The sequence below is a fragment of the Helicobacter winghamensis ATCC BAA-430 genome (assembly GCF_028751035.1).
Classification (GTDB): domain Bacteria; phylum Campylobacterota; class Campylobacteria; order Campylobacterales; family Helicobacteraceae; genus Helicobacter_D; species Helicobacter_D winghamensis.
The window spans coordinates 1,302,159-1,322,679 of the sequence record NZ_CP063533.1 but is presented as its reverse complement, the minus strand read 5'-3'; the positions used below and the strand labels follow the sequence as shown (position 1 = coordinate 1,322,679).

General features: G+C 36.9%; 19 protein-coding genes and 1 other RNA gene. 5 read left to right on the top strand and 15 right to left on the bottom strand.

All coding sequences use genetic code 11. The features are described 5' to 3' along the window. Window positions 1-51 precede the first annotated feature (51 nt). Window positions 52-421: a transfer-messenger RNA gene (gene ssrA, locus IP358_RS06815) on the bottom strand. A gap of 75 nt (window positions 422-496) precedes the next feature. Between ssrA and panB the strand changes: the two genes are divergently transcribed. Genes panB through IP358_RS06800 form a run of 3 tightly spaced genes read left to right on the top strand, consistent with a single transcriptional unit; the run spans window position 497 to window position 3,555 of the window. Continuing rightward, on the top strand, window positions 497-1,303 hold the full coding sequence (gene panB, locus IP358_RS06810; RefSeq protein ID WP_006802838.1) for a 3-methyl-2-oxobutanoate hydroxymethyltransferase: 807 nt from the start codon (window positions 497-499) through the stop codon (window positions 1,301-1,303). A gap of 9 nt (window positions 1,304-1,312) precedes the next feature. Next, window positions 1,313-2,314, top strand: a complete 1,002-nt coding sequence (gene ruvB / locus IP358_RS06805) for a Holliday junction branch migration DNA helicase RuvB (protein ID WP_006802837.1) — start codon at window positions 1,313-1,315, stop codon at window positions 2,312-2,314. Beyond that, entirely contained in the window at window positions 2,314-3,555 is a 1,242-nt protein-coding gene (locus tag IP358_RS06800; protein ID WP_101357081.1) for a restriction endonuclease subunit S, read from the top strand. The genes ruvB and IP358_RS06800 overlap by 1 nt, the downstream gene beginning before the upstream one ends. Here IP358_RS06800 and IP358_RS06795 read toward each other — a convergent pair. The 11 genes from IP358_RS06795 to IP358_RS06745 form a co-directional block, all read right to left on the bottom strand. Continuing rightward, window positions 3,535-4,746 carry an aminoacetone oxidase family FAD-binding enzyme gene (locus tag IP358_RS06795; RefSeq protein WP_006802835.1) on the bottom strand — a complete coding sequence of 404 codons (1,212 nt, stop codon included), beginning with the start codon at window positions 4,744-4,746 and terminating at the stop codon, window positions 3,535-3,537. The two genes, IP358_RS06800 and IP358_RS06795, sit on opposite strands and share 21 nt — an antisense overlap. Before the next feature lie 19 nt (window positions 4,747-4,765). Beyond that, complete coding sequence (gene accA, locus IP358_RS06790; protein ID WP_006802834.1) at window positions 4,766-5,695, bottom strand: acetyl-CoA carboxylase carboxyl transferase subunit alpha; 930 nt, start codon at window positions 5,693-5,695, stop codon at window positions 4,766-4,768. A gap of 3 nt (window positions 5,696-5,698) precedes the next feature. After that, the gene (locus IP358_RS06785) at window positions 5,699-6,934 is read right to left on the bottom strand and encodes a beta-ketoacyl-ACP synthase II (RefSeq protein WP_006802833.1); all 1,236 of its coding nucleotides are present in this window, start codon (window positions 6,932-6,934) and stop codon (window positions 5,699-5,701) included. A gap of 55 nt (window positions 6,935-6,989) precedes the next feature. After that, entirely contained in the window at window positions 6,990-7,223 is a 234-nt protein-coding gene (gene acpP, locus IP358_RS06780; RefSeq protein ID WP_006802832.1) for an acyl carrier protein, read from the bottom strand. Window positions 7,224-7,293: 70 nt separating this feature from the next. After that, window positions 7,294-8,037, bottom strand: a complete 744-nt coding sequence (fabG, locus tag IP358_RS06775) for a 3-oxoacyl-ACP reductase FabG (protein ID WP_006802831.1) — start codon at window positions 8,035-8,037, stop codon at window positions 7,294-7,296. Between the two features lie 49 nt (window positions 8,038-8,086). After that, a complete protein-coding gene (gene yaaA / locus IP358_RS06770; protein ID WP_006802830.1) occupies window positions 8,087-8,890 on the bottom strand; it encodes a peroxide stress protein YaaA in 804 nt (267 codons plus the stop codon). A gap of 9 nt (window positions 8,891-8,899) precedes the next feature. Continuing rightward, window positions 8,900-9,586 carry a hypothetical protein gene (locus IP358_RS06765; RefSeq protein ID WP_006802829.1) on the bottom strand — a complete coding sequence of 229 codons (687 nt, stop codon included), beginning with the start codon at window positions 9,584-9,586 and terminating at the stop codon, window positions 8,900-8,902. A 64-nt stretch (window positions 9,587-9,650) separates the two neighbouring features. Then, window positions 9,651-9,989, bottom strand: coding sequence for a hypothetical protein (locus IP358_RS06760; protein ID WP_040498575.1), 339 nt, complete (start codon window positions 9,987-9,989; stop codon window positions 9,651-9,653). Continuing rightward, on the bottom strand, window positions 9,898-11,322 hold the full coding sequence (locus IP358_RS06755; protein WP_006802827.1) for an NFACT family protein: 1,425 nt from the start codon (window positions 11,320-11,322) through the stop codon (window positions 9,898-9,900). Before IP358_RS06755 ends, IP358_RS06760 begins: the two co-directional genes overlap by 92 nt. Next, window positions 11,319-12,899, bottom strand: a complete 1,581-nt coding sequence (locus tag IP358_RS06750; RefSeq protein WP_006802826.1) for a DNA repair protein RecN — start codon at window positions 12,897-12,899, stop codon at window positions 11,319-11,321. The genes IP358_RS06755 and IP358_RS06750 overlap by 4 nt, the downstream gene beginning before the upstream one ends. Further along, window positions 12,899-13,795 carry an NAD(+)/NADH kinase gene (locus IP358_RS06745; RefSeq protein ID WP_006802825.1) on the bottom strand — a complete coding sequence of 299 codons (897 nt, stop codon included), beginning with the start codon at window positions 13,793-13,795 and terminating at the stop codon, window positions 12,899-12,901. The genes IP358_RS06750 and IP358_RS06745 overlap by 1 nt, the downstream gene beginning before the upstream one ends. Window positions 13,796-13,933: 138 nt before the next feature. On the opposite strand from IP358_RS06745, the gene IP358_RS06740 reads away from it, so the two are divergent. Next, window positions 13,934-14,509 carry a hypothetical protein gene (locus IP358_RS06740; RefSeq protein WP_006802824.1) on the top strand — a complete coding sequence of 192 codons (576 nt, stop codon included), beginning with the start codon at window positions 13,934-13,936 and terminating at the stop codon, window positions 14,507-14,509. A 26-nt stretch (window positions 14,510-14,535) separates the two neighbouring features. On the opposite strand, the gene IP358_RS06735 is transcribed toward IP358_RS06740, so the two are convergent. From IP358_RS06735 to flgL, 3 genes are all read right to left on the bottom strand, one after another. Continuing rightward, window positions 14,536-15,477 (bottom strand): KpsF/GutQ family sugar-phosphate isomerase, encoded by a 942-nt coding sequence (locus tag IP358_RS06735; protein WP_006802823.1) that lies wholly within the window; start codon window positions 15,475-15,477, stop codon window positions 14,536-14,538. Between the two features lie 10 nt (window positions 15,478-15,487). Beyond that, the gene (locus tag IP358_RS06730) at window positions 15,488-16,789 is read right to left on the bottom strand and encodes a Na+/H+ antiporter family protein (protein ID WP_006802822.1); all 1,302 of its coding nucleotides are present in this window, start codon (window positions 16,787-16,789) and stop codon (window positions 15,488-15,490) included. Window positions 16,790-16,886: 97 nt separating this feature from the next. After that, window positions 16,887-19,517, bottom strand: coding sequence for a flagellar hook-associated protein FlgL (gene flgL / locus IP358_RS06725; RefSeq protein WP_006802821.1), 2,631 nt, complete (start codon window positions 19,515-19,517; stop codon window positions 16,887-16,889). 173 nt (window positions 19,518-19,690) lie between these two features. Between flgL and IP358_RS06720 the strand changes: the two genes are divergently transcribed. After that, window positions 19,691-20,518, top strand: a complete 828-nt coding sequence (locus IP358_RS06720; RefSeq protein WP_006802820.1) for a substrate-binding domain-containing protein — start codon at window positions 19,691-19,693, stop codon at window positions 20,516-20,518. The last annotated feature ends 3 nt before the right edge of the window (window positions 20,519-20,521 follow it).

The window sequence follows — 20,521 nt, the reverse complement described above, 5'->3', positions numbered from 1 at the left end:
TGTTTATTGGGAAGTTTTCTAAAAGTTATTTGAAGTTGTTAAAATCTTTGTTGGTGGAGCTGTGGGGAATCAAACCCCAGTCCAAAACTCAAATCCACAATAACCGATTTACATGCTTGCTTGGGTTTAAAATCTTTCTTTGCTTAAAAAACTCCCAAAAATTCTAAACAAAGGCAACCAAAATCTTAGCTCTATGCTTGGTAACACAAAGCGCATCTAGCTGCAATGATGCTCTTAGGAAATAGCTAGAATCTTAACTAAGAACAGCTCCAAAAAATAGATAAACCTACGCAGCTTTAGCGTAAGCTGGAGCGTAATTCGCGTTGTTTGCGTTTATATTTAATGCACCAGTTTTGCGACTTAGCACAGGTCGGCATGCAGTTAGAGCTATCCAAATCCCGTCGAAATTCTAATCAGCCCCAAAAGTAAGAGCGAAATTATACCGCAAAAAATGAAAATGTAGTAAAATTAGCCAAAAATTTTTATGGAAACGATAATGAGTATGCAAGCACAGAAAAAATCTATCACAACAACAGAAATTTTACGCAAAAAAAACAAAGAAAAAATTACAATGCTAACTGCCTATGACGCGCTTTTTTCAAAGATTTTTGATGGGGAAGTGGATATGCTTTTAGTGGGCGATAGTCTAAATATGAGCTTTTTTGGAGAGAGTGATACGCTAAGTGCAACGCTAGAGCAAATGATTTATCACACAAGAGCGGTTTGTAATGGCGCAAAAACAAGCCTTGTAGTGTGTGATATGCCATTTGGTAGCACAATTTCGCCACAAATTGCTTTGGAATCTGCAATGCGTATTTTTAAAGAGACTAAGGCGCAGGCAGTTAAAATTGAAGGTGGAGCGGAGATTAAAGACACAATTAAGCTTTTAGTGCAAAATGGAATCGCAGTTGTAGGACATATTGGTTTAAAGCCGCAATTGGTGCGTTTAGAGGGCGGTTATAAGGTAAAGGGCAAGCAAGAGAGAGAATTGGAATCGCTTTTGCAAGATGCAAAGGCGTTGGAGAGTGCTGGGGTATTTTGTTTTGTGCTAGAGGGAGTTTGTGCAGAGGTAGCAAAACAAATTTCACAGAGTGTTCAAATCCCTGTAATTGGAATTGGAAGTGGTGCAAGCGTTGATGGGCAGGTGCTTGTGTGGAGTGATGCGTTTGGATTTTTTGAAGAGTTTAAGCCAAAGTTTGTGCGCCATTATCTACAAGGTGCAAAGATGGTAAGAGAGGCAATGCAAGCATACATAAAAGATGTGAAAAATGGGGAATTTCCAAGTGCTAGTGAGAGTTATTAAGGGGGAGTTATGGAGCGCATTGTAGAGATTGAGAAAATGTCACTTGATGGAGAAGAAGAGATTAAGCTTCGTCCATCATGCTGGGACGATTATATTGGGCAAGAGAAGCTAAAAAAGAATTTGCAAGTTTTCATTGAAGCGGCAAAAAAGCGTGGAGATGTGTTAGATCATTTGCTACTTTTTGGACCGCCAGGGCTTGGCAAGACGACTTTAGCACATATTATTAGCACAGAAATGCAAACTTCTATTAAGGTAACTGCTGCGCCGATGATTGAAAAGGCAGGAGATTTAGCAGCGATTTTGACAAATTTAAATGAAGGTGAGATTTTATTCATTGATGAAATCCATCGCTTAAGCCCGGCGATTGAAGAGATTCTATACCCTGCGATGGAGGATTTTAGGCTAGATATTATCATTGGAAGTGGTCCTGCGGCACAAAGTGTAAAGATTGATTTACCCCGCTTTACGCTAATTGGTGCAACAACAAGGGCAGGAATGATTAGCAATCCTTTGCGTGATCGCTTTGGAATGCAGTTTAGAATGCAGTTTTATGAAAACGATGAGCTTGCAAAAATTGTAACCTTAGCTTCTATTAAATTACAAAAGGAATGTAAAAAAGAAGGCGCATTAGAGATTGCTAAACGCTCGCGTGGAACGCCAAGAATTGCATTGCGTTTGCTAAAGCGCGTTAGAGATTTTGCAGAAGTTGCAGAAGAAGCGATGATTACAAAGGAACGCACACAATATGCACTCAATGAACTAGGAGTAAATGAACACGGCTTTGATGAACTGGATTTGCGCTTTTTAAAGATTATTTGTGAGAGCAGGGGGCGACCTATTGGACTTAGCACTCTTGCAGCGGCAATGAGCGAAGATGAAGGAACGATTGAAGATGTGATTGAGCCTTATTTGCTAGTGAATGGATTTTTAGAACGCACAGCAAGGGGGAGAATCGCTACGCAAAAAACTTATGAACTTTTTTCTTTTAGAGATTCTGGGAGTTTATTTTAATGGAATCTCTCCCTTTACAACCTTTTCTACAATCTCTCCATAAAGAGCAATGGCAGGAAGTAAGGCTTGGGGAAGTTGCGGAGATAGTTAATGGCTACGCATTTAAATCAAAGGAATTTTTAAATATCCAACAAAGAGATTCTCTCCCTATCATAAAAATTAAAAATGTTGCTAATGGTGATGTTAATTTAAATGATGTTGTGTTTTATCCTTATAGTAAGCAGCTAGAAAAATTTTTAATAAAATATGGGGATATTTTGGTTAGTTTGACAGGGAATCACCCACAGGCTCAAAGTCAAGTTGTAGGACAAATTTCTAAATACAAATACAAACAATTTGCATTGCTTAATCAACGAGTTGCGAAAATAGTTACAAAAGATGCAGAACAAGATTTTTTATATTATTTGCTTAAGACAAACAAGATTCATAATATTTTAGCTAGTCATTCTTCGGGGAGTGCTAATCAAGCAAACATTTCAAGTAAGGATATAGAAAACCTCACAATCCCACTCCCACCACTTACAATACAACAAAAAATAGCAGAGATTCTAAGTAGCTTTGATGATAAGATAGATTTACTCCATAGACAAAACAAAACTTTAGAATCTCTAGCCCTTACCCTTTTTCGCCATTATTTTATAGACAATCCAAACCGCAGTGAATGGGAAGAAGTAAGCTTGAATTCCTTGTGTGAAATCACTTCAAGCAAAAGAATTTTTTATAGCGAATATGTAGAATATGGAATCCCCTTTTATAGAAGTAAAGAAATTATAGAATTTAGTAAGGGCAATAATCCACAAAATGAATTATTTATTGATGAAAATAAATACAACGATATAGCAAATAAATTTGGAGTGCCACAAGCAAATGATATTCTGCTCACTTCAGTTGGGACTTTGGGGATTCCCTATCTTGTGCCAAAGGATAAAAAGTTTTATTTTAAAGATGGTAATCTAACTTGGTTTAAAAATTTTAAAAACATTACAAGCTTATTTTTGTTTTATTGGTTTAAATCTCCACAAGGAAAAGAAAAGTTAGATTCCATTGCTATTGGTAGCACTCAACAAGCTTTAACTATCGCAGCATTAAAAGCAGTTAATATACACCTTCCGCATACAGATATTATAAGAATACTGAACGAACAATTAAATGGTATTCAAAATAAGATTGAAAATAACACGAAACAGATTCAGAATCTCCAAGCAATGCGTGATATGCTATTAAAAGCGATATTTGCTTAACACAGCATTTGTGCAAGTTTTCGCGCTTGCCCACGCAAATGCAAGGTTGTAGCCCCCGCGATTACCTACAATATCTAGCATTTCACCGATGATGTAAAGGTTTTTGTGCTTTTTAGATTCCATTGTGTTTGGGTTGATTTCCTTTCCACTTACGCCCCCACCACAGACTTCTGCACTTTCAAAGTCCTTTAACTTTGGATTTTTACAAGGGAAATTTTTAAGGGTAAATAGGAATTGTTTAAGTTGCTTTGTGTTGCTTGGGTTAAAGTTAAAATGTGTGGCAAAGGCTTTGGCAATTTTTGGGTGTAAGAAGCCATTAAGCAAGGTTTCTAATGGGATTTTAGGGTTATTTTTCAGCGTGTTTTGTAGGGAGTTTTCTAGTGTTTTTGGCGTGAGATTTGGCAAAAAATCAAGCATTAAGGTGAGATTTTGGCGTGTTTGAAAAAAGCTTGAGAGATCAAGCACGCCAAAGCCTGAAATTCCATAGTTTGTAAAAAGCACATCATCTAGTGTTTGGGCTAGGATTTGTTCGTTTTCTTTTAGTGTAAGTTTGGCTTGGATTTTAACGCCACTTAGGGAGCTAAGAAAGGTGGAATCCAAATTTAATGGCACAAGGGCGGGATAGGCTTGGTGATATTTTAAGTTAAGTTGCTTTGCTAGAATTTCGCACTTGTTGCTACCGCCTAGTTTTGGGGCAGCTTGGCTACCACAAGCTAGAATTAATGTGCTAAAACTTTCGGTGTGGTTGTGGCTATGGAGTAAAAAGTTAGAATCGCTTTTTGTAATAGTGGTAATCTCGGTGTTTAAGTGGATTTGTAGGTTGGGATTGGTATTTAGGGCTTGAGTGAAGACTTCTAAAACAGATTTTGCGGAGTTTGATAGGGGATAGACTTTACCATTTTCTTGTGTGTGAAAATGTAGTCCTAGAGTTTGGCAAGTCTTTACAAAAGCGTTAAATGGGTAGTTTTGCAAGATGTGTTGCAAGTCTTTTGGTAAAAAGCTTGTGCTTTGAAAATGCGTAGAATTTGTATGTATATTGTGGATATTGCAGCGACCATTGCCTGTTGCTAGAAGTTTCTTGCCCAGTGTTTTGTTTTTTTCAAAAAGCACAATGGGGATATTATGGAGTGAGAGCAGCACGGCACAAAAGATTCCGCTTGCGCCTCCACCAATGATTGCGACACTTTGCATTGATTTTGAATTGTAGGATTTATGCTTGGAAGCTTCCGTAATTCATCAGCTTGCTAAAGCGTTTGTTGAGATAATCTGGATCTTCACGGATAGAATCTAGGGATTCTAGAAAGTAGGTTTTAATCGCTTCTGCTGCGCCTTCTTTATCTCTATGCGCTCCAATTCCGGGCTCTTTAATAATTGCATCAATTAAGTGGGATTCTTTTAATCCTTCTGGCGTGATTTTTAAGGCTTGCGTGGCGTTTTCAATTTTTGTTGGATCATTCCATAAAATCGCTGCACAACCCTCTGGTGAAATTACGCTAAAAACAGAATACTCCATCATTGCAAGTTTATCAGCCACACCGATAGCAAGCGCGCCACCGCTTCCACCTTCTCCGATAACAATAGAGATTGTTGGAATCTTAAGTGCGCTAAATTCTTGCAAGTTTTTAGCAATAGCTTCACTCTGTCCGCGCTCTTCTGCACCAACTCCGGGATATGCACCGGGCGTATCAATAAACATTAAAAGCGGAATCCCAAACTTTTCTGCCATTTTTGCCACACGCAATGCCTTGCGATAGCCTTCTGGGTTTGGCATTCCAAAATTGCGATAAAGTTTGTTTTTTGTCCCTCTGCCTTTTTCTTCGCCAATAACCATTACCTTTTCACCTGCAATTTTACCAAGATAGCAAACAATAGCGTGATCATCACTAAAATGTCTATCTCCGTGGATTTCTAAAGGCTCATCTAAAAGCAAGGAAATATAGTCCATAGAATAAGGGCGATCAGGATGCCTTGCAAGCTGTAATTTTTGATAATCAGAAAGATTAGAATAAACCTTTTTAACTTCTTTGTCTAAATCTTTTTGCAAGATCTCAATCGCGTGTGCATCATTTTTTAATTTTGCTGTTGCGATGTTTTCTTGGATTGTCTTGATTTTTACTTCAAAGTCTAAATAGGTTGCCACGATTTACACTCTTTTAAAGATTACAACGCCATTAGTTCCCCCAAAACCAAAGGAATTGCTCATTATTGCATTGATTTTTGCTTCTCTTGCAGTGTTTGGAATGTAGTCTAAATCGCATTCTGGGTCTTTTTGGATTTGATTGATTGTTGGAGGTAGGATTCCTTTTTGCATTGCTAAAATAGAAATCACTGCTTCAATCCCACCTGCTGCACCTAAACAATGCCCAATTTGCCCTTTTGTGGAGCTAACAGGCGGAACACTACCATTAAAGACTTTTTTAAGAGCAAGTGTTTCGTATAAATCGTTGTATTTTGTGCTAGTGCCGTGTGCATTAATATAATCAATCTGTGTATTTGCCATAGAAAGTGCTGCTTTCATTGCGCGGTATGCACCTTCTCCTTCTGGAGCTGGCGTTGTGATGTGATTTGCATCGCCACTTTCACCAAAGCCTACCAATTCTGCATAAATTGTTGCCCCCCTTGCTTTAGCCGCTTCGTATTCTTCAAGCACTAAGGCTGCTGCACCCTCTCCCATTACAAAGCCATTGCGTTCATTATCAAAAGGGCGACTTGCAAGCTGTGGTTCATCGTTTCTATCAGATAATGCTTTCATTGCGGCAAAACCACCGATTCCTACGCCACAAATCGCGGATTCTGCAGCAACAACTAGCATTCTATCTGCACAATTTAGCATTATGGTTTTTCCAGCTTCGCTAACGCCGTGTGTTCCAGCAGCACAAGCTGTAACGCTTGCTAGATTTGGTCCTTTGATAGAGTAATCAATGGAAATAAATCCGCCAAGCATATTAACAAGTGCTGAAGGAATAAAGAAAGGAGAGATACGCTTTGGTCCGCGCTCAAAATTTACCACGGAGTTTTTTTCAATATTGCCTAAGCCACCAATGCCTGAAGCGGAGCTAATCCCAAAGCGTTCGGGGTTAATGGAATCTTGTAGCTTACCATCACTATTTAATAAACCGCTATCTTCCATTGCTTCTTTGGCGGCTTTGATTCCTAACTGGATAAAGCGGTCTGCCTTTTTGACTTCTTTAGCGTCCATTACGCTATTTGGATCAAAATCTGTAATCTCAGCGGCAATTTTCACAGGAAAATCTGTAATATCAAAAGAGGAGATTGTTTTAACTCCACATCTTCCATCTATAATAGCTTTAAAAGAATCTTCTCTGTTTAATCCAAGAGCATTAATCATTCCTAATCCAGTTACCACTACGCGTCTCATATTTCTCCCTTAAATGATAAAATGTGTATGCCCTAAGGCATACAAAGAGTGTAAATTAAGCTTTTGCCTTTTCAATGTAGGCAACAACATCGCCAACTGTTTGGATTTTTTCAGCTTCTTCATCTGGGATTTCAATTTCAAATTTTTCTTCTAATGCCATTACAAGTTCAACAACATCTAAAGAATCCGCGCCCAAATCATCTACAAACTTAGATTCCGGCTTCACTTCACCTTCATTTACATTAAGTTGTTCTACAACAACTGCCTTTACATCATCAAATATTGCCATTGCAACTTCTCCTTAAAAAAATTCAATAAGGCTGTATTGTAGCTAAGTTTTTCTTAAAAAACTTTATGTGCTACATATAGAGTCCGCCATTTACTTTTAAGACTTCGCCTGTTATGTAGTTTGCGCTATTTGAGAGTAAAAACGCAACTGCACCTGCTACTTCTTCACCGCTTCCAAAGCGTCCTAGAGGGATATTTTTGGCGTATTCTGTTTTAATTTCATCTTTTAAGGCTTTTGTCATATCACTTTCAATAAAGCCCGGAGTTACACAATTAAATCGGATTCCTTTACTTCCTCCTTCTTTGGCAAAAGATTTGGTCATCGCAATCATTCCGCCCTTGCTTGCTGCATAATTGCATTGCCCAAGGTTGCCGATTTCACCGATGATTGAAGAAATATTTACAACCGCTCCATAGCCTTGTTTGCGCATAATTTTTAAGGCTTCACGACAGCCAATAAAACTTGAAGTAAGATTTGCTTCAAGCACGGAAGTAAAATCTTCTGTTTTCATACGCATTGAGAGTTTATCATTAGTAATACCTGCGTTATTGACTAAAAATGCAAGTTCGCCATCACTGCTTGTAATTGCGTTTAACCCTGCAATAAAGGCTTCTTCATCTGTTGCGTCAAAGCACACAACAGCTGCACTTCCGCCACTTGCTTCAATCTCTGCTTTTAGGGTATCTGCAAGTTCAGGTTTAGAGCGGTAGTTAATCCACACTTTTAAACCTTCTTTTGCTAAGACTTTAGCAATTTCTGCGCCAATACCTTTGCTAGCACCTGTTATTAAAACATTTTTTCCACAAAATTTCATTAAGATTCCTTTATGATAGCTTTGATAAAGGCGCAATTATACTAAAAATTTAGGTAATCGTGTAAGTTAGAATTGTATGGGTAATATTATCCTTGTGCGAGGTGTTTTTGTCTGTTAGAGTAAGTCCTTTAATTTCTGTGTTAAGAAGTTTTTGTAAGTTTGAAATTTCCTTTTTAGCACAAGTTTGCAAAAGGATTCCGCGATAAAATTTTGCATAGTGGCTTAGTGTTTTGCCATTTTTTATAAAGTTTGGCGTTAGAATGTGGAGAGATTTTTCTTTCAAAAAAGTTGGAATCGTATTTAAAGAAAAGCATTTTTGATAAAAGCCTGCGCGTAAATCTAAAAATTCTAAAGGCTTTTTGGAATCTAAAAATTTCCAAATTTTTATGTGGTTATTTGCATAGAGATTTTTTGTAGAAAATGTAGTGGTTTGGTGGCAAAAACCTTCGCCTTGTTTCAAATCATAATAGGGAATTTTATCTGTGGTTTTAAGCACACCAAAAAGATTAGAAAAAATCAAAAGATTTTTTGCTAAATAATCCTTAGCAATTTTGTCTAAATTTTCATAATTTAAGGCATTAAAAGCTACTCCATCATAGCGTTTAATGGAATCTAAAAGTGGTGTTGTAAAAAGATTTTGTGCTAAAGAGATTTCATTAAGATGAAGTGTTTTTTTGCCAAAAAGTTTTTGAAGTTGTGCATCGCTTGCGTGTTGTAAATATTGTGTGTAAGATTCTAAAATTTCTTGTAAATTTTCACAAATAAAATCTTTATAAAAGCAAGCATTTTTAGAAGCGATTTCATCTTTATGTGTGAAGCATTTTTTCTCACTAGGTGAAAATAAAATCCACATTTTTATCCTTTAAAATAAGAGATTGTAGCCTAGATAAACACCTAAGTTAGAAGTTTTGCTAAGGTCTAAATTTGCCGAGCTTGGGTTATTATTGAGCGTTAAACTTCCACTTTCTTCTCCAAAGTCTAGGCGTCTTGCTTGCACTCCAAACTCTAACTCTCCGCTATTAAATGTGCGGATAAGTCCGCCTTTAACACCATAAGTTAAGCCTGTGTAAGAGAGCTTTTCTAATGCGCTATCATTAATCACAAAACTACCGCTATCAAATTTTCCTAGCGCAAGCCCAGCATTTACACCTAAGAGCAATCTCCAATTTGTGCTATTTGGAAGTTGCGGGGTAAAAGCATAGCCTAAAGTTAGAAGTTGATAAGAGAATCCATTTTGTTTGAGATGATATTCAAAGTTTGCCAAAACTCTGTTGTTGGAATCTAGCAAATAGCCAATTTGGATTCCAACTCCAAATTGCTTTTCACTTAAATTATGCTTTTGTGCTTCAAAACCACTAATGTTAAGTGTAGCATCAGACTTTGCCCTATTGTAAGTGCCATAAATGCCTAGCAAACGCTTTTTACGCTCGGTGTAAAGGGGATGTTCATCGCTTTGGGAGTAGTAAGGATTTGGGTTGCTTGGTTGCCACGCAAAACTAAGGGTTGAAAGAAAAAGAAAGGATAAAAATACCTTTAAAAGAGTGTGCATAAGCCATCCTTTTGCTTGTTTGAAAAAGTAATAGCAAAAAGGATTCCAACTTTTCAACCAAACTTTAAACGGAGATGTTTAAATGCGCGATTGTGCCATCAGCATTTGTTTGGATAGTGTCTGTTTGGTTAGAAGTTTGCGCATTATTGGAATCGCTTTTTTTATCATTTTTGTCGTTTTCATCATCTTTCTCTTGCTTGCCATTACCTTCTCTCTCATCTTTGACTTCAAGTGTTTCTTCAGTAGGTCGCACTTCTTGGATTTCGTCTTGTTGTTCTTGGAGATTTTGGAGATTAACCATTGCTTGAAAATCAAGCTTTACCTGTGTGTTTGCCTGTTGCACAGAGCCAACTTGTGCGTTTTGATTGATATAAGTCATGTTGCCAACAGGAGTTACAGCCATTTTTAATCCTTTTTAGCCGGAGTGTTTGCTCTTTTGCATAGACAACATTTGCACCTTGTGTGATTTTCACAAATTTGCGCCTTGTGTAATCTATATCATAATTTCCGCTAAAACTTTTTGTGAATCCGATTAAAATTTTAGCGGCTTTGTATAGGATTATATCGGAAATTTTTGATTTTCCACAATGAATAATGCAATGAGAGCTTGGGAGATTGCGAATGTGCATCCAAATATCATCAGCGCGCGCTTCTTTTAAGAGCACGATGTTTTCGCGTTCATTTTTACCAATAGATACTTTAATCCCTTCTATAAAAAAGCTTTCAAATTGCTTAGTTTCTTTTTTGAATTCTTTTTTTATGGAATCTTTTTGAAAATTAGAATTTAAAATTTGTAAGTCATTAGAATTTGTTACATTTTGTATCATTTCAAGCAAACTTTCATAAAAATTTAATTTTTCATTTAGGTTTTGGGCTTGAAGATGAATGTTTTTTGCCTTTTTGGCAAGTTTTTTGGAATTTTCAAAGAAAATTTGCGCTGCGTGGCTTAGGGAATGCGCTTGGGTTGGGAGTGTTATAAGCGTGGAATTTAGCGTGATAGAATCACCCCTAAAATTTGGATGTAAATACAGATTTTCTACGATAAGCTGTCCTAAATATGCTTCTTTTTTTGCGTTAGATTCTAGCAATTCTTTGTTTTCTAGGTGGTTTAAAAAATGCTTGGTTTGTGAGATTTTGTGCTGGAGAGTGGTTTTAGATTTTTGGATTTTATGATCTAGCTCTTTTTGTTGCAAGGCTTTAAAATTTTTTTTTAAAACGCTAAAGAGCTCGCCTTCATCGCGTATTTTTGGAGAAGTTATGGGCTGTGGAAGTGGCAAAAGCGGTTTTTGGATTCTAACTTCTCTAAAGGATTGTTCCTTTGTGATGTGGCGTAAGGCGTCTAGGACGAGATTGTTGGAATCTAAAAGAATAAGGTTTGTGTTGCGTCCTGTAAATTCAAATTGAAGTGTGAAATGCAGGGTTTTGTAGCTGTTTTTTGTTTGCAAAAGAAGTTGTAAGATTCTGTTATTGCCATCAAGTTTCGCACCTAAAATTTGGGAGTTAAAGCAATATTTCTCTAAGCTTTTGTCAAAGGGAGCTTGGTAAATTTTTGGTGGAATTAGCGATTCATCTGTAATAAAAATTGTAGATTTTCCACGCGTTAAATCTATAAAAAAAAGCTCTCCATTTAGGTCAAGTTTAAAGAGATTATCCCCGATTCTACGGATTATACGGAGTTTTAATGGCGGAGTTTGGGTTAAGAAGTTGGCAAATTTTTGGAGCGTGCTTAAGTTCATTGTAAGGCACTTAGTTGTTTGGTAGCAAATTCTAGGGCTTCTTTGGTGATGGAATCTCCACTTATCATTCTTGCGATTTCTTGGATTCTGCCTTGTTTATCAAGTGCTGTTATGGTGGAGCTATCAGGCTGTTTTTGGATAAGAAAATGCGTATTAGCAAGGCTTGGCATATGGGGCTGGTGAGAGATTGCAAAGATTTGATGTGTGCTTGAGAGTTCTTTTAGCGCGACTGCGACACTTTGGGATTCTTGTCCGCTTAAGTTGGCATCTAGTTCGTCTAAGATGATTAATGCGCTATCTTTTGAGATGCTATTTTCTAGGATTTTTTCTTGTCCTTTTTGTGTAAGAAGCAAGGCAAGGCGGAAGCGGTTAAACTCTCCAGAACTTAGGTTTTTTAAGGCGGTATTGAGCGAGATTTCAAGGCTTTGTGCGCCTAGAATGCTATAAGATTCCACACTTAATGGGCTTAGTGTAATTTTAGAGCTTGGCATTTTTAGTGAAGTTAGGGCGGAATTTAGCGTTTTTTCAAATTCACTTACATATTTCTCTCTTGCCTGTGATAGGGATTTCGCACTAGTTTGTAGCATATCTTTTGCGTTATTATAAGAGTTCTGTGCGTCTTTTAAGATGGAATCTAAATTTTCGTATTTTTTTAATTCTTGCTTTTTGTTTTCTAAATATTCTAAGGCTTCATCAACGCCGCCATAGCGGTGTTTGAGCGCACTTAGGGCTTCAATGCGGTTTAAAATCTCTTCTGGGTTGCTCATCTCTAGTGCTTCTAGGCGTTCGCTTTCTTGTTCGCATAGGGATTCAAGCGTGTTTAATGCGCTTAAAATGGAATCGCTTTCATCGCTATTTGTTAGATTTAAAAACTGCGTAACCTTGTGGCTTTGGCTTAAAAAATCACGCACATCTTGTAGGCTTTCATTGATTTTTTCTTTTTTAGAGATATCTTTTTTGAGTTCTAAAAGTTCTTCGTATTCTCCTTTTTTAGGATTTAAGGATTCTAGCTTTTGGATTTCAAAACGCACAAATTCTTTAAGTTCAGCAACTTTTAGTGCTTCATCTTGTAGGGTTTTTAGCGCATTTTTAGCTTCATTAAAGCACAAAAAGGATTTCTTATAATTTTGTAAAATTTCTTTGTGATTTGGGGTTTGAGATTCTATAAAACTATCTAACACAAAAAAGAGATTTTGCTCACTTGTTGCGTCATAGGATTTGGTGCTAAGATGTTTTAAAAAGGGGGCAAAAAGCTCTTGGATTTTCTTTTTTGGGATATTTTGAGCATTTAGAAAATAGCGGATTTTATCCTTTTTGCTAAGAGTTAGGACAACTTCCCCTTCATCAATTAAGCCTTCAAACTCTTGTGGAATCCCCCGTAATTCAAGCGTGGCTTCAAGTAGTGTGGCGTTTGTTTCCCTAAGTCCAAAAAGGGCTAAAATGGATTCCATAAGCACAGATTTCCCCGCTCCACTTGCACCACTAAAGACATTAAAGTGGGGGCTTGGAGAGAAGCTTGCGCACTTAAAGGTTGGGGAATCTTTAATGATGATTTGTTTAAGACAGAGTTTTTGCATTATTCAAAATCCCCCCAGTGAAATTTCTCTCTTAAGATTTTAAAGTAATTCCAGTGTGGGCTGTGGATTAGGCGCACACCCTCGTTTTTGGCGCAAATTGTGATTTTTTCACCAAATTTTAATGGCTTACTCTCTTGTCCGTCAATAACGATATTGCAACGCCCAGCTTCACCTAGTTCAATAGCAATTTCAAAGGAATCTGGTAAGATGAGTGGGCGTTGGGTTAAAGAATGCGCGCAAATGGGCGTTAAAAGAATATTTTTAGAAAAGGGATATACCACAGCACCCCCAGCACTAATATTATAGGCTGTGGAGCCTGTGGGAGTGGCGATAATTAAGCCATCGCCATAATAGGCATTAAAATACTCGCCATCAATATAGGCTTTTAGATGAATCATTCCTGCATCATTTAGGCGCGTTAGGACAATATCATTAAGTGCAAAAAAGTTTGTGTTATCTTGGATTCTACCTTCTAGCATCATGTGTTCAGTGATAGTATAATTGCCACTTTTTAAGCTTGGCAAAAAGGCTTCCGCTTCGTGTTTTTGCAAGTCTGTAAGGAATCCTAAATGCCCCATATTAATGCCTAAAATTGGCTTTTTATAAGTCACAGAGCGCCTAGCAGTAGAAATTAGCGTGCCATCGCCACCTATGGAGATTAACACATCTGCTTCTTTGCAAAGCTCATCGAAATTTAAACCGCGCATTCCAATCATTCCAGCACTAATAGAATCCAAAATAACACGAAACTCTAATTGTGTAGCCTTTGCTTGAAACTCCAAGAAGTAATCTTTAAGTTCTGGAGTAGATGGGCGCAAGAAAACGCCTAGAGTTTGTATGTTGTGCTTTGTGTTATCTTGGGTTATTTTAGAATGGCTTTTCATAAAAGGTGGCATTTACTTCCTTAAAAAATTGCAAAAGTGTGTAATTTTAAACTATTATTACTCAAAAATAAATTATTTAAAGAATCTGTATCTTTATTTTTAAAATATTTTATTATAATGATTTGCATTTAAATTTTTCAAGGATTAACAATGAGAAGTATAATTTTCGCTGTATTTGGTATTTTGGCATTATCTGGCACGCTTTTTGGTGCAGGATTAGATAAAGAGAGTATCAAAATTGGTTTTGAAGGGTATAAAACTCCCACAATGGCAGGAACAAAAGGTGTCTTTACAACAGCAAAGTTTAATTTTAAAAAAGACGATTCTACGCTTTCTAAACAACTTGTTGGTGCAAGCGTAATTCTTTCTCCAAAAAATATTGATATGGGTGGAGAAGAAAATCAAGTTATTACAGATAATGTAATCAATGCATTTTTTGGAACATTAAACAATAAAAATGATATTAAAGTGGAAATTATTAATGTAATTGAAGGTGAATACAAAGGCACAATTAGTGCGAAAGTTATCATTAATCGCCAAAGCGTAATTGTGCCACTAAACTATGAGATTTTAGGCAACAAAGAGTTTCAAGCACAAGGAAGATTGGATCTTTTAGCTTTTTCTAATGCTCCAAAAGCACTCAAAGCACTTAGTGATGTAGCTGCTGGACATTTAGGTGTGAGTTGGAATATCGTAGATATCACAATTAATGGCAAGCTTAAATAATTTTAGATTCCTTTATGGAATCTAAATCACACTCTTGCTATTGTATAAAGTTGAACCACACCTACACAATCTGTGTGATCCATTACAACTAATTCTTTAATTTTGTGTTCTAGCATTAAAGATTCTGCTTCTGTTGCCATTGCATTTAGATTAATAGTTTTTGGGTGTTCTGTCATGATTTCACGCGCATTAGCGTTAAATTTATCTGCATTTAAAGCTCGGCGCAAATCCCCATCTGTAATGATTCCTAATAGTTTTGTATCTTCGCACACCAAACATACCCCCAGTTTTTTAGAAGTCATTTCAGCAATTAAGGTTTTAAAGCTAGAATCTGGTGCAACAATAGGTAAATTTTTGCTCACCATAATATCTTTAACGCGCGTTAAAAGCTTGCGCCCTAAACTTCCACCCGGGTGAAAAAGCGCAAAGTCTTCTGGTTTAAAATTTCTTGCACGCATTAGTGCAACTGCGATTGCATCACCCATTGCTAAAGTTGCAGTTGTAGAGCTTGTAGGTGCAAGTTGCAAAGGACAAGCTTCTTTTTTGACACCCACATTTAAAAAATAATCACTTTCTCTAGCCAAAGTGGAATCACTTTTACCACTTAGTGCAATTAGTGGAATCTTGCGTATTCTAATAGAAGGGATTAAGCGTAAAATTTCTTCACTCTCGCCAGAGTTAGAGATTGCAAGTAGAGCATCTTCTTCTCTTAGCATTCCTAAATCCCCATGCAATGCTTCAGCAGGATGCATAAAAAAGCTAGGCGTGCCTGTGCTTGCTAGAGTTGCGGCAATTTTTGCTCCAATATGCCCAGACTTGCCCATACCACTTATAATTAGCCTCCCTTTTATTCCCAAAATACAAGCAATCACTGCATTAAAGTTGGAATCCATTTTTGTTTTTAAGTCTAAAATTGCATTCGCCTCTAGATCGAACACTTCTTTAGCAATTTTTATAAAATCACGCATAAAAAGCTCCTTATAATAAAATTGCACCTATTGTGCCACCGATGATTAGCGGAATATTATACATTAAAAATGTAGGCACACAAGTATCCCAAATGTGATTATGCTGCTTATCCATATTTAACCCAGCCGTTGGTCCAAGCGTGCTATCACTTGCTGGACTTCCCGCATCGCCTAATGCACCGGCAATTCCAACAAGCAATATAATTGCTGCTGGCGAAAATCCTAGAGTTAATGCTAACGGACAATAAATTGCTGCAATAATAGGAATCGTGCCAAAGGAAGTTCCTATTCCAAGTGTAATAAAAAGTCCAACAAGCAACATCATAAACGCACTTAGCATTTTTCCATTTGAAAATGTCGCTACATAATCCACAAGCGTAGTAATCGCGCCTGTTTCTTTAAGCACTGCACCAAATCCAGCTGCCACAAGCATTACAAAGGCAATAAATGCCATCATCTTAAAGCCATCTTCCATAACGCTATCAATTTCATTCCATTTAATTCCTCCCAAAATAATCATTACAATAAGCCCGCACAAGCCTCCAAGCGGCAAAGACTTTAACCAAAGTTGCACCACAAATGCCACCACAGCACCAAGAAGCACTGCAATATCCTTTTGGCATATTTTTGGCTTTTCTAAAGATTCCATTGTTTCTTGTGAAAGATAAGTGTTTTGATATTCTCTAGGCTTTCTGTAAAATACAAAGATTCCAAAAAGCAAGCCTAGAAGCATACAAGCTCCACCTATCCACATTACACTTGCAATATCATCTAAATTCACTCGCACACCATTTTGATTGAGTTGATCGCGCAAAATAGTGTGAAAAATAAGCCCAAACCCAGCCCCAAAACTTACATAAGGGGCTTTTAACCCAAAAGTCAATGCGCAAGCCACAGCACGCCTATCAATCTTTAAGCGATTCATCAAAGGCAGCAAAGGTGGAATCAAAATAGGAATAAAAGCGATATGTACAGGAATAAGATTTTGTGAAAAACACGCAAAAAAGGCGAGAGATAAACAAAACATTAAGCGACGATTTTGCACAAACTTTGCGATATAGTGGATTAAAATCATTGTGAGATTTGTTTGCGCAATTGCACTTGCAAGCGCACCTAGCAAAATATAACTCAAAGCGGTTTCTAAATTTCCAGCCATTCCAGAGATAAGCAGGCTAATACTTTTTTCAATTCCAAGCCCGCCTAAAACCCCTGCTACAAGCGCAGAGATTAAAATCGCCAGCAAAACATTTAAGCGCGCTAAACACAAAGCGCCCATTACTAAAATTGACACAACAACTGGATTTGTAAGCATTCTCTGCCTTTTTTTGTAAAATGAAGTTGCGATTCTATCTTAAAAATACTTTTGTCAGAATAAGAAAGCTCGCCAAAGGGCGAGTTTAGAAGTTTAATTAAAGATAATTAACAAGTGAGAGTTGCGTGATTTTACTAACACTAGAAAGCATTGCTTGATACCCCATAGAAAGCGTAGAAAACTGCAAGTATGCTTCTGCAAAATCTGTATCAATGGTATCAGAACGCAATGTTTTTGCTTGAACAATTAATACTTCCGTGCGCTCAATGGAGTATTCAAATGCGTTTCCTTGTGAACCATTTTTGGTATGCACCTTATTAACATGATCTGCTAGGTGATCAAAGGCTAAAATGGCATTTTGCACGCCCGGATTTCGCATAGCATCCCCATAGGTGTTTGTTCCGCCAGGTCTATAAGAGCCCACCTCTAGGGCTTCTATCATTTGGTCAATTTGCTGAAAAAAGTTAATATGTGGATCATCAGCAACCACAGCACTATTTGCTTGAAAAGTTAGGGCTGGTCTGCTTCCATCAATTCTTCCTTGTGCATTAAGTGTGTAATTATCACTTGTGCTATCATAGAGTGAAAATTCCATTCTTGTAGGCGTTCTGTGCAAATCCTTAATTTGTAATGCACCATTAACATCAAGTGTTATATTTACATTATGCTTTGCATTGCCTAGCATTGCTTCATAGGCTGATTTATTTGCTGGATCATTGAAGTCTGCATTTTGGTCAAATACATTTTGCAAATCCCCCGGATTAGAATTGCTTAGATTTAAAACCATTCCTAAAGTATCGGCTAATTGCTGGTAGGTAACATCATTTGCTCCCGTCGGGTCGCCAGAGACTTGCGGTGGATTTCCATTAGCTTGTAAGATTGGCACTTCAATCCCTGCAATATTCACACCATTCATTTGTGCTGGACTATCAATTACCATAATACTTCCAGCGTCTCTAAACTCAATGCGTCCTTTAATAGGTGTTCCATTGACATCTTTAACTTCAAAATTATAGGTATGTCCATCTAGGCTTGTTCCAGCCACTTCAGAAAGCTTTGTTTCAAGTTTGGCATACTCATTACTTCCACGGATGACTTGTGAGATATTAGAACTTAGAGTTGCTCCATTGCGTGAAAAATCCACTCTATCATATTCCACACTATAATCATTGCGGAATCCATTTGTTGCCTGTCCCCCTGCTTGTGCTGTTAATGTGATAGATAGGGAGCTTTCTCCAGTGAAAGGAAGGGTGTTTGGATCTTGATCTGGTGGAGTTTTCTTAGACACATTTTTATCTATAACGCTAATCTTACCATCGGAGAATTGCACATCTACATCGCCATACGCCCCTTTAATGGCGTCCATTAAATCTTGGATTGTTGAAGTTGGCGTGATATTAAAAGTAGTTCCTTGAATTTGAGCACCTGGAGTATCAGGGGCTGTATTTGCCGCTGTTCCGCTAAGCTGTATGGAATCCACGCCTTCTGGAAAAATATCACTTAGAAGTGTTGTTGTTTTGGCAATTTCATTAGTGTGTGTTCTAAAAGTTGTTGGAATTGTGTGGATTCTATGATCATTGTAATCTTCTACTGAAGTAATTGCATTGCTTGAAAAACTTCCTAAAAATGGGCTTTGCACATAGCTATTAACCTTTGCTCCACTATTTAAAAGCTCATCAATATCCAAAACCCCGATTCCATCTGTTGGAGGGTTTGCATTTGGGTTTGCATTTTGATTATTTGGAGATTTATAAGAGCTTGATACCATAGAAAATTCTATGTTAGAACGCCCACCGGTTAAGTCTTTAATCTCAATTTGTCCCCATTCATTAAGTGTAACATCTACAACTTTGCTTGTTTCTGTGTTTCCAAACTCGCGCCCGATTTTATCTAGTAAATCTTGCACTTTTGGAGCTTGTCCCTTGTCTGTATAGGAAACTTCCATTTCAAATTTAGATTTAAATGCTGTTCCATCTGGTTTTCTTCCAGTGATATAAAATACTTCTGGGTCGTTATTGTCTGTTTTGTCGTCGTTATCTCCTACTAAATCTCTTAGTGGATCGTCGGCTTTGATATAAACTTCTTGCCCTTGTCCTGTTGGATGCGATGGATCCATAATTTCTGGGTGTAATTTGCTTTGATTAAATTTTGGCACATTAGTAGAAATTACACGATTTGTATCTCTATCTGATCCAAAAAATAATTCCGAGCCTGTAATATTGTAAGGAAGGGAATTGTTAGAGCCAAGTAAAGCACTTAAAACATCACTATTTCCATTATAACTCCCATCTGCATTAAAAGGAGACTTTGTTGTAGCAGTCCCACCAAAAATATATTCCCCGCCAATAGAAGTATTTGCAATAGATAAAAAGTGATCTCTAATAGCTCTTAAGTCCTTTGCAATTGCAAGTCTTGAAGTTTCATTATGGATATCATTTGCACCTTGCACAAGTTTGGTTTTAAAATTATCCATACTCTTTGCAAGTTCACTTAGTGCAGTGTCTGTGTGCTTTGTAAAAGTTAAGGCGTTATTAGCAAGCTCTTTGCTTTGGGTTAGAGTATTGATATTAAAATCAAGTGAAAGTGTTTTGTTGAAAATTGAAGAGTTTTGATAGCCATACTGGATTTTCAAGCCATTCATTTGTGCCAAAACATTGCTTAAACTATTCATTGTTTTGTTCTGATTGTATTGCATCATTGTGTATCTTGAGCTAGTTCCTATACGCATTATTATCCTTAAAAATTTTCTTGTTTTAATCTAAAGCAAATTTTATTCCAAAATTATGAAATCCAAGTATATTTTAGATCGTATTGAAACTTTACAAAAATTTTACAATTTGCACTTTTTGTCTTTACATTACTTCTTTATAATTTCATATCTTTAAATTTTAGGAGAATCGTATGAAAAAATATGCATTAGGTTTATTGGCAGGATTGCTACTTAGCACAAGCGCGATAGCAGAAAATATCTATCCTATTTCTAGGGAGCAAGGTTCTGGAACGCGTGGAGCATTTGTAGAGATTTTTGAAATCCAAAAGAAAGTTAAGGATAAAAAAGTTGATGCGACTACACAAAAGGCTGAAGTTACTAATTCAACAGGGGTTATGATTACAACTGTTGCTGGCTCTAAAAATTCCATTGGTTATATCTCTCTTGGTTCTTTAAACGATACGATTAAGGCATTAAAAATTGATGGTGTTGCACCAAGTGTTGAAAATATCAATAACAAAAGTTACAAAATCTCTCGCCCTTTTAATGTAGTTACAAAAGCAACAAATCCACTTATTGAAGATTTCTTAAAATATAGCATTTCAACACAAGCAAAAGGAATCGTTGAAAAAGCTGGTTATATCGCAGTTGCAAAAGAAAGCTTTAAAAGCACACAGCCAAGCGGAAAACTTGTTATTGCAGGTTCAAGCTCTGTAACTCCATTAATGGAAAAACTTGCGGAATCTTATAAGTTAGTTAATCCAAATGCCATCCTTGAAATTCAACAAAGTGATTCTACAACAGGTGTAAATAGTGTCGTTGAAGGGATTGCAGATATTGGAATGGTAAGCCGTGAAGTTAAAGATAGTGAGATAAAAAAAGGCATAACTCCACTTGTTTTAGCCATTGATGGATTAGCTGTTATTGTAAATAAAGACAATAAAGTAGAAAACCTTACTAAAGATTCTGTAAAGAAAATCTTTTTAGGTGAAATCACAAAGTGGCAGGACGCTAAATAATAA

Bases quoted from the DNA above. Each gene is read 5' to 3' on its own strand.
- panB (WP_006802838.1), top strand. From the start codon at position 497: ATGAGTATGCAAGCACAGAAAAAATCTATCACAACAACAGAAATTTTA.
- ruvB (WP_006802837.1), top strand. From the start codon at position 1,313: ATGGAGCGCATTGTAGAGATTGAGAAAATGTCACTTGATGGAGAAGAA.
- IP358_RS06800 (WP_101357081.1), top strand. From the start codon at position 2,314: ATGGAATCTCTCCCTTTACAACCTTTTCTACAATCTCTCCATAAAGAG.
- IP358_RS06795 (WP_006802835.1), bottom strand. From the start codon at position 4,746: ATGCAAAGTGTCGCAATCATTGGTGGAGGCGCAAGCGGAATCTTTTGT.
- IP358_RS06785 (WP_006802833.1), bottom strand. From the start codon at position 6,934: ATGAGACGCGTAGTGGTAACTGGATTAGGAATGATTAATGCTCTTGGA.
- acpP (WP_006802832.1), bottom strand. From the start codon at position 7,223: ATGGCAATATTTGATGATGTAAAGGCAGTTGTTGTAGAACAACTTAAT.
- fabG (WP_006802831.1), bottom strand. From the start codon at position 8,037: ATGAAATTTTGTGGAAAAAATGTTTTAATAACAGGTGCTAGCAAAGGT.
- yaaA (WP_006802830.1), bottom strand. From the start codon at position 8,890: ATGTGGATTTTATTTTCACCTAGTGAGAAAAAATGCTTCACACATAAA.
- IP358_RS06765 (WP_006802829.1), bottom strand. From the start codon at position 9,586: ATGCACACTCTTTTAAAGGTATTTTTATCCTTTCTTTTTCTTTCAACC.
- IP358_RS06760 (WP_040498575.1), bottom strand. From the start codon at position 9,989: ATGGCTGTAACTCCTGTTGGCAACATGACTTATATCAATCAAAACGCA.
- IP358_RS06755 (WP_006802827.1), bottom strand. From the start codon at position 11,322: ATGAACTTAAGCACGCTCCAAAAATTTGCCAACTTCTTAACCCAAACT.
- IP358_RS06750 (WP_006802826.1), bottom strand. From the start codon at position 12,899: ATGCAAAAACTCTGTCTTAAACAAATCATCATTAAAGATTCCCCAACC.
- IP358_RS06745 (WP_006802825.1), bottom strand. From the start codon at position 13,795: ATGCCACCTTTTATGAAAAGCCATTCTAAAATAACCCAAGATAACACA.
- IP358_RS06740 (WP_006802824.1), top strand. From the start codon at position 13,934: ATGAGAAGTATAATTTTCGCTGTATTTGGTATTTTGGCATTATCTGGC.
- IP358_RS06735 (WP_006802823.1), bottom strand. From the start codon at position 15,477: ATGCGTGATTTTATAAAAATTGCTAAAGAAGTGTTCGATCTAGAGGCG.
- IP358_RS06730 (WP_006802822.1), bottom strand. From the start codon at position 16,789: ATGCTTACAAATCCAGTTGTTGTGTCAATTTTAGTAATGGGCGCTTTG.
- flgL (WP_006802821.1), bottom strand. From the start codon at position 19,517: ATGCGTATAGGAACTAGCTCAAGATACACAATGATGCAATACAATCAG.
- IP358_RS06720 (WP_006802820.1), top strand. From the start codon at position 19,691: ATGAAAAAATATGCATTAGGTTTATTGGCAGGATTGCTACTTAGCACA.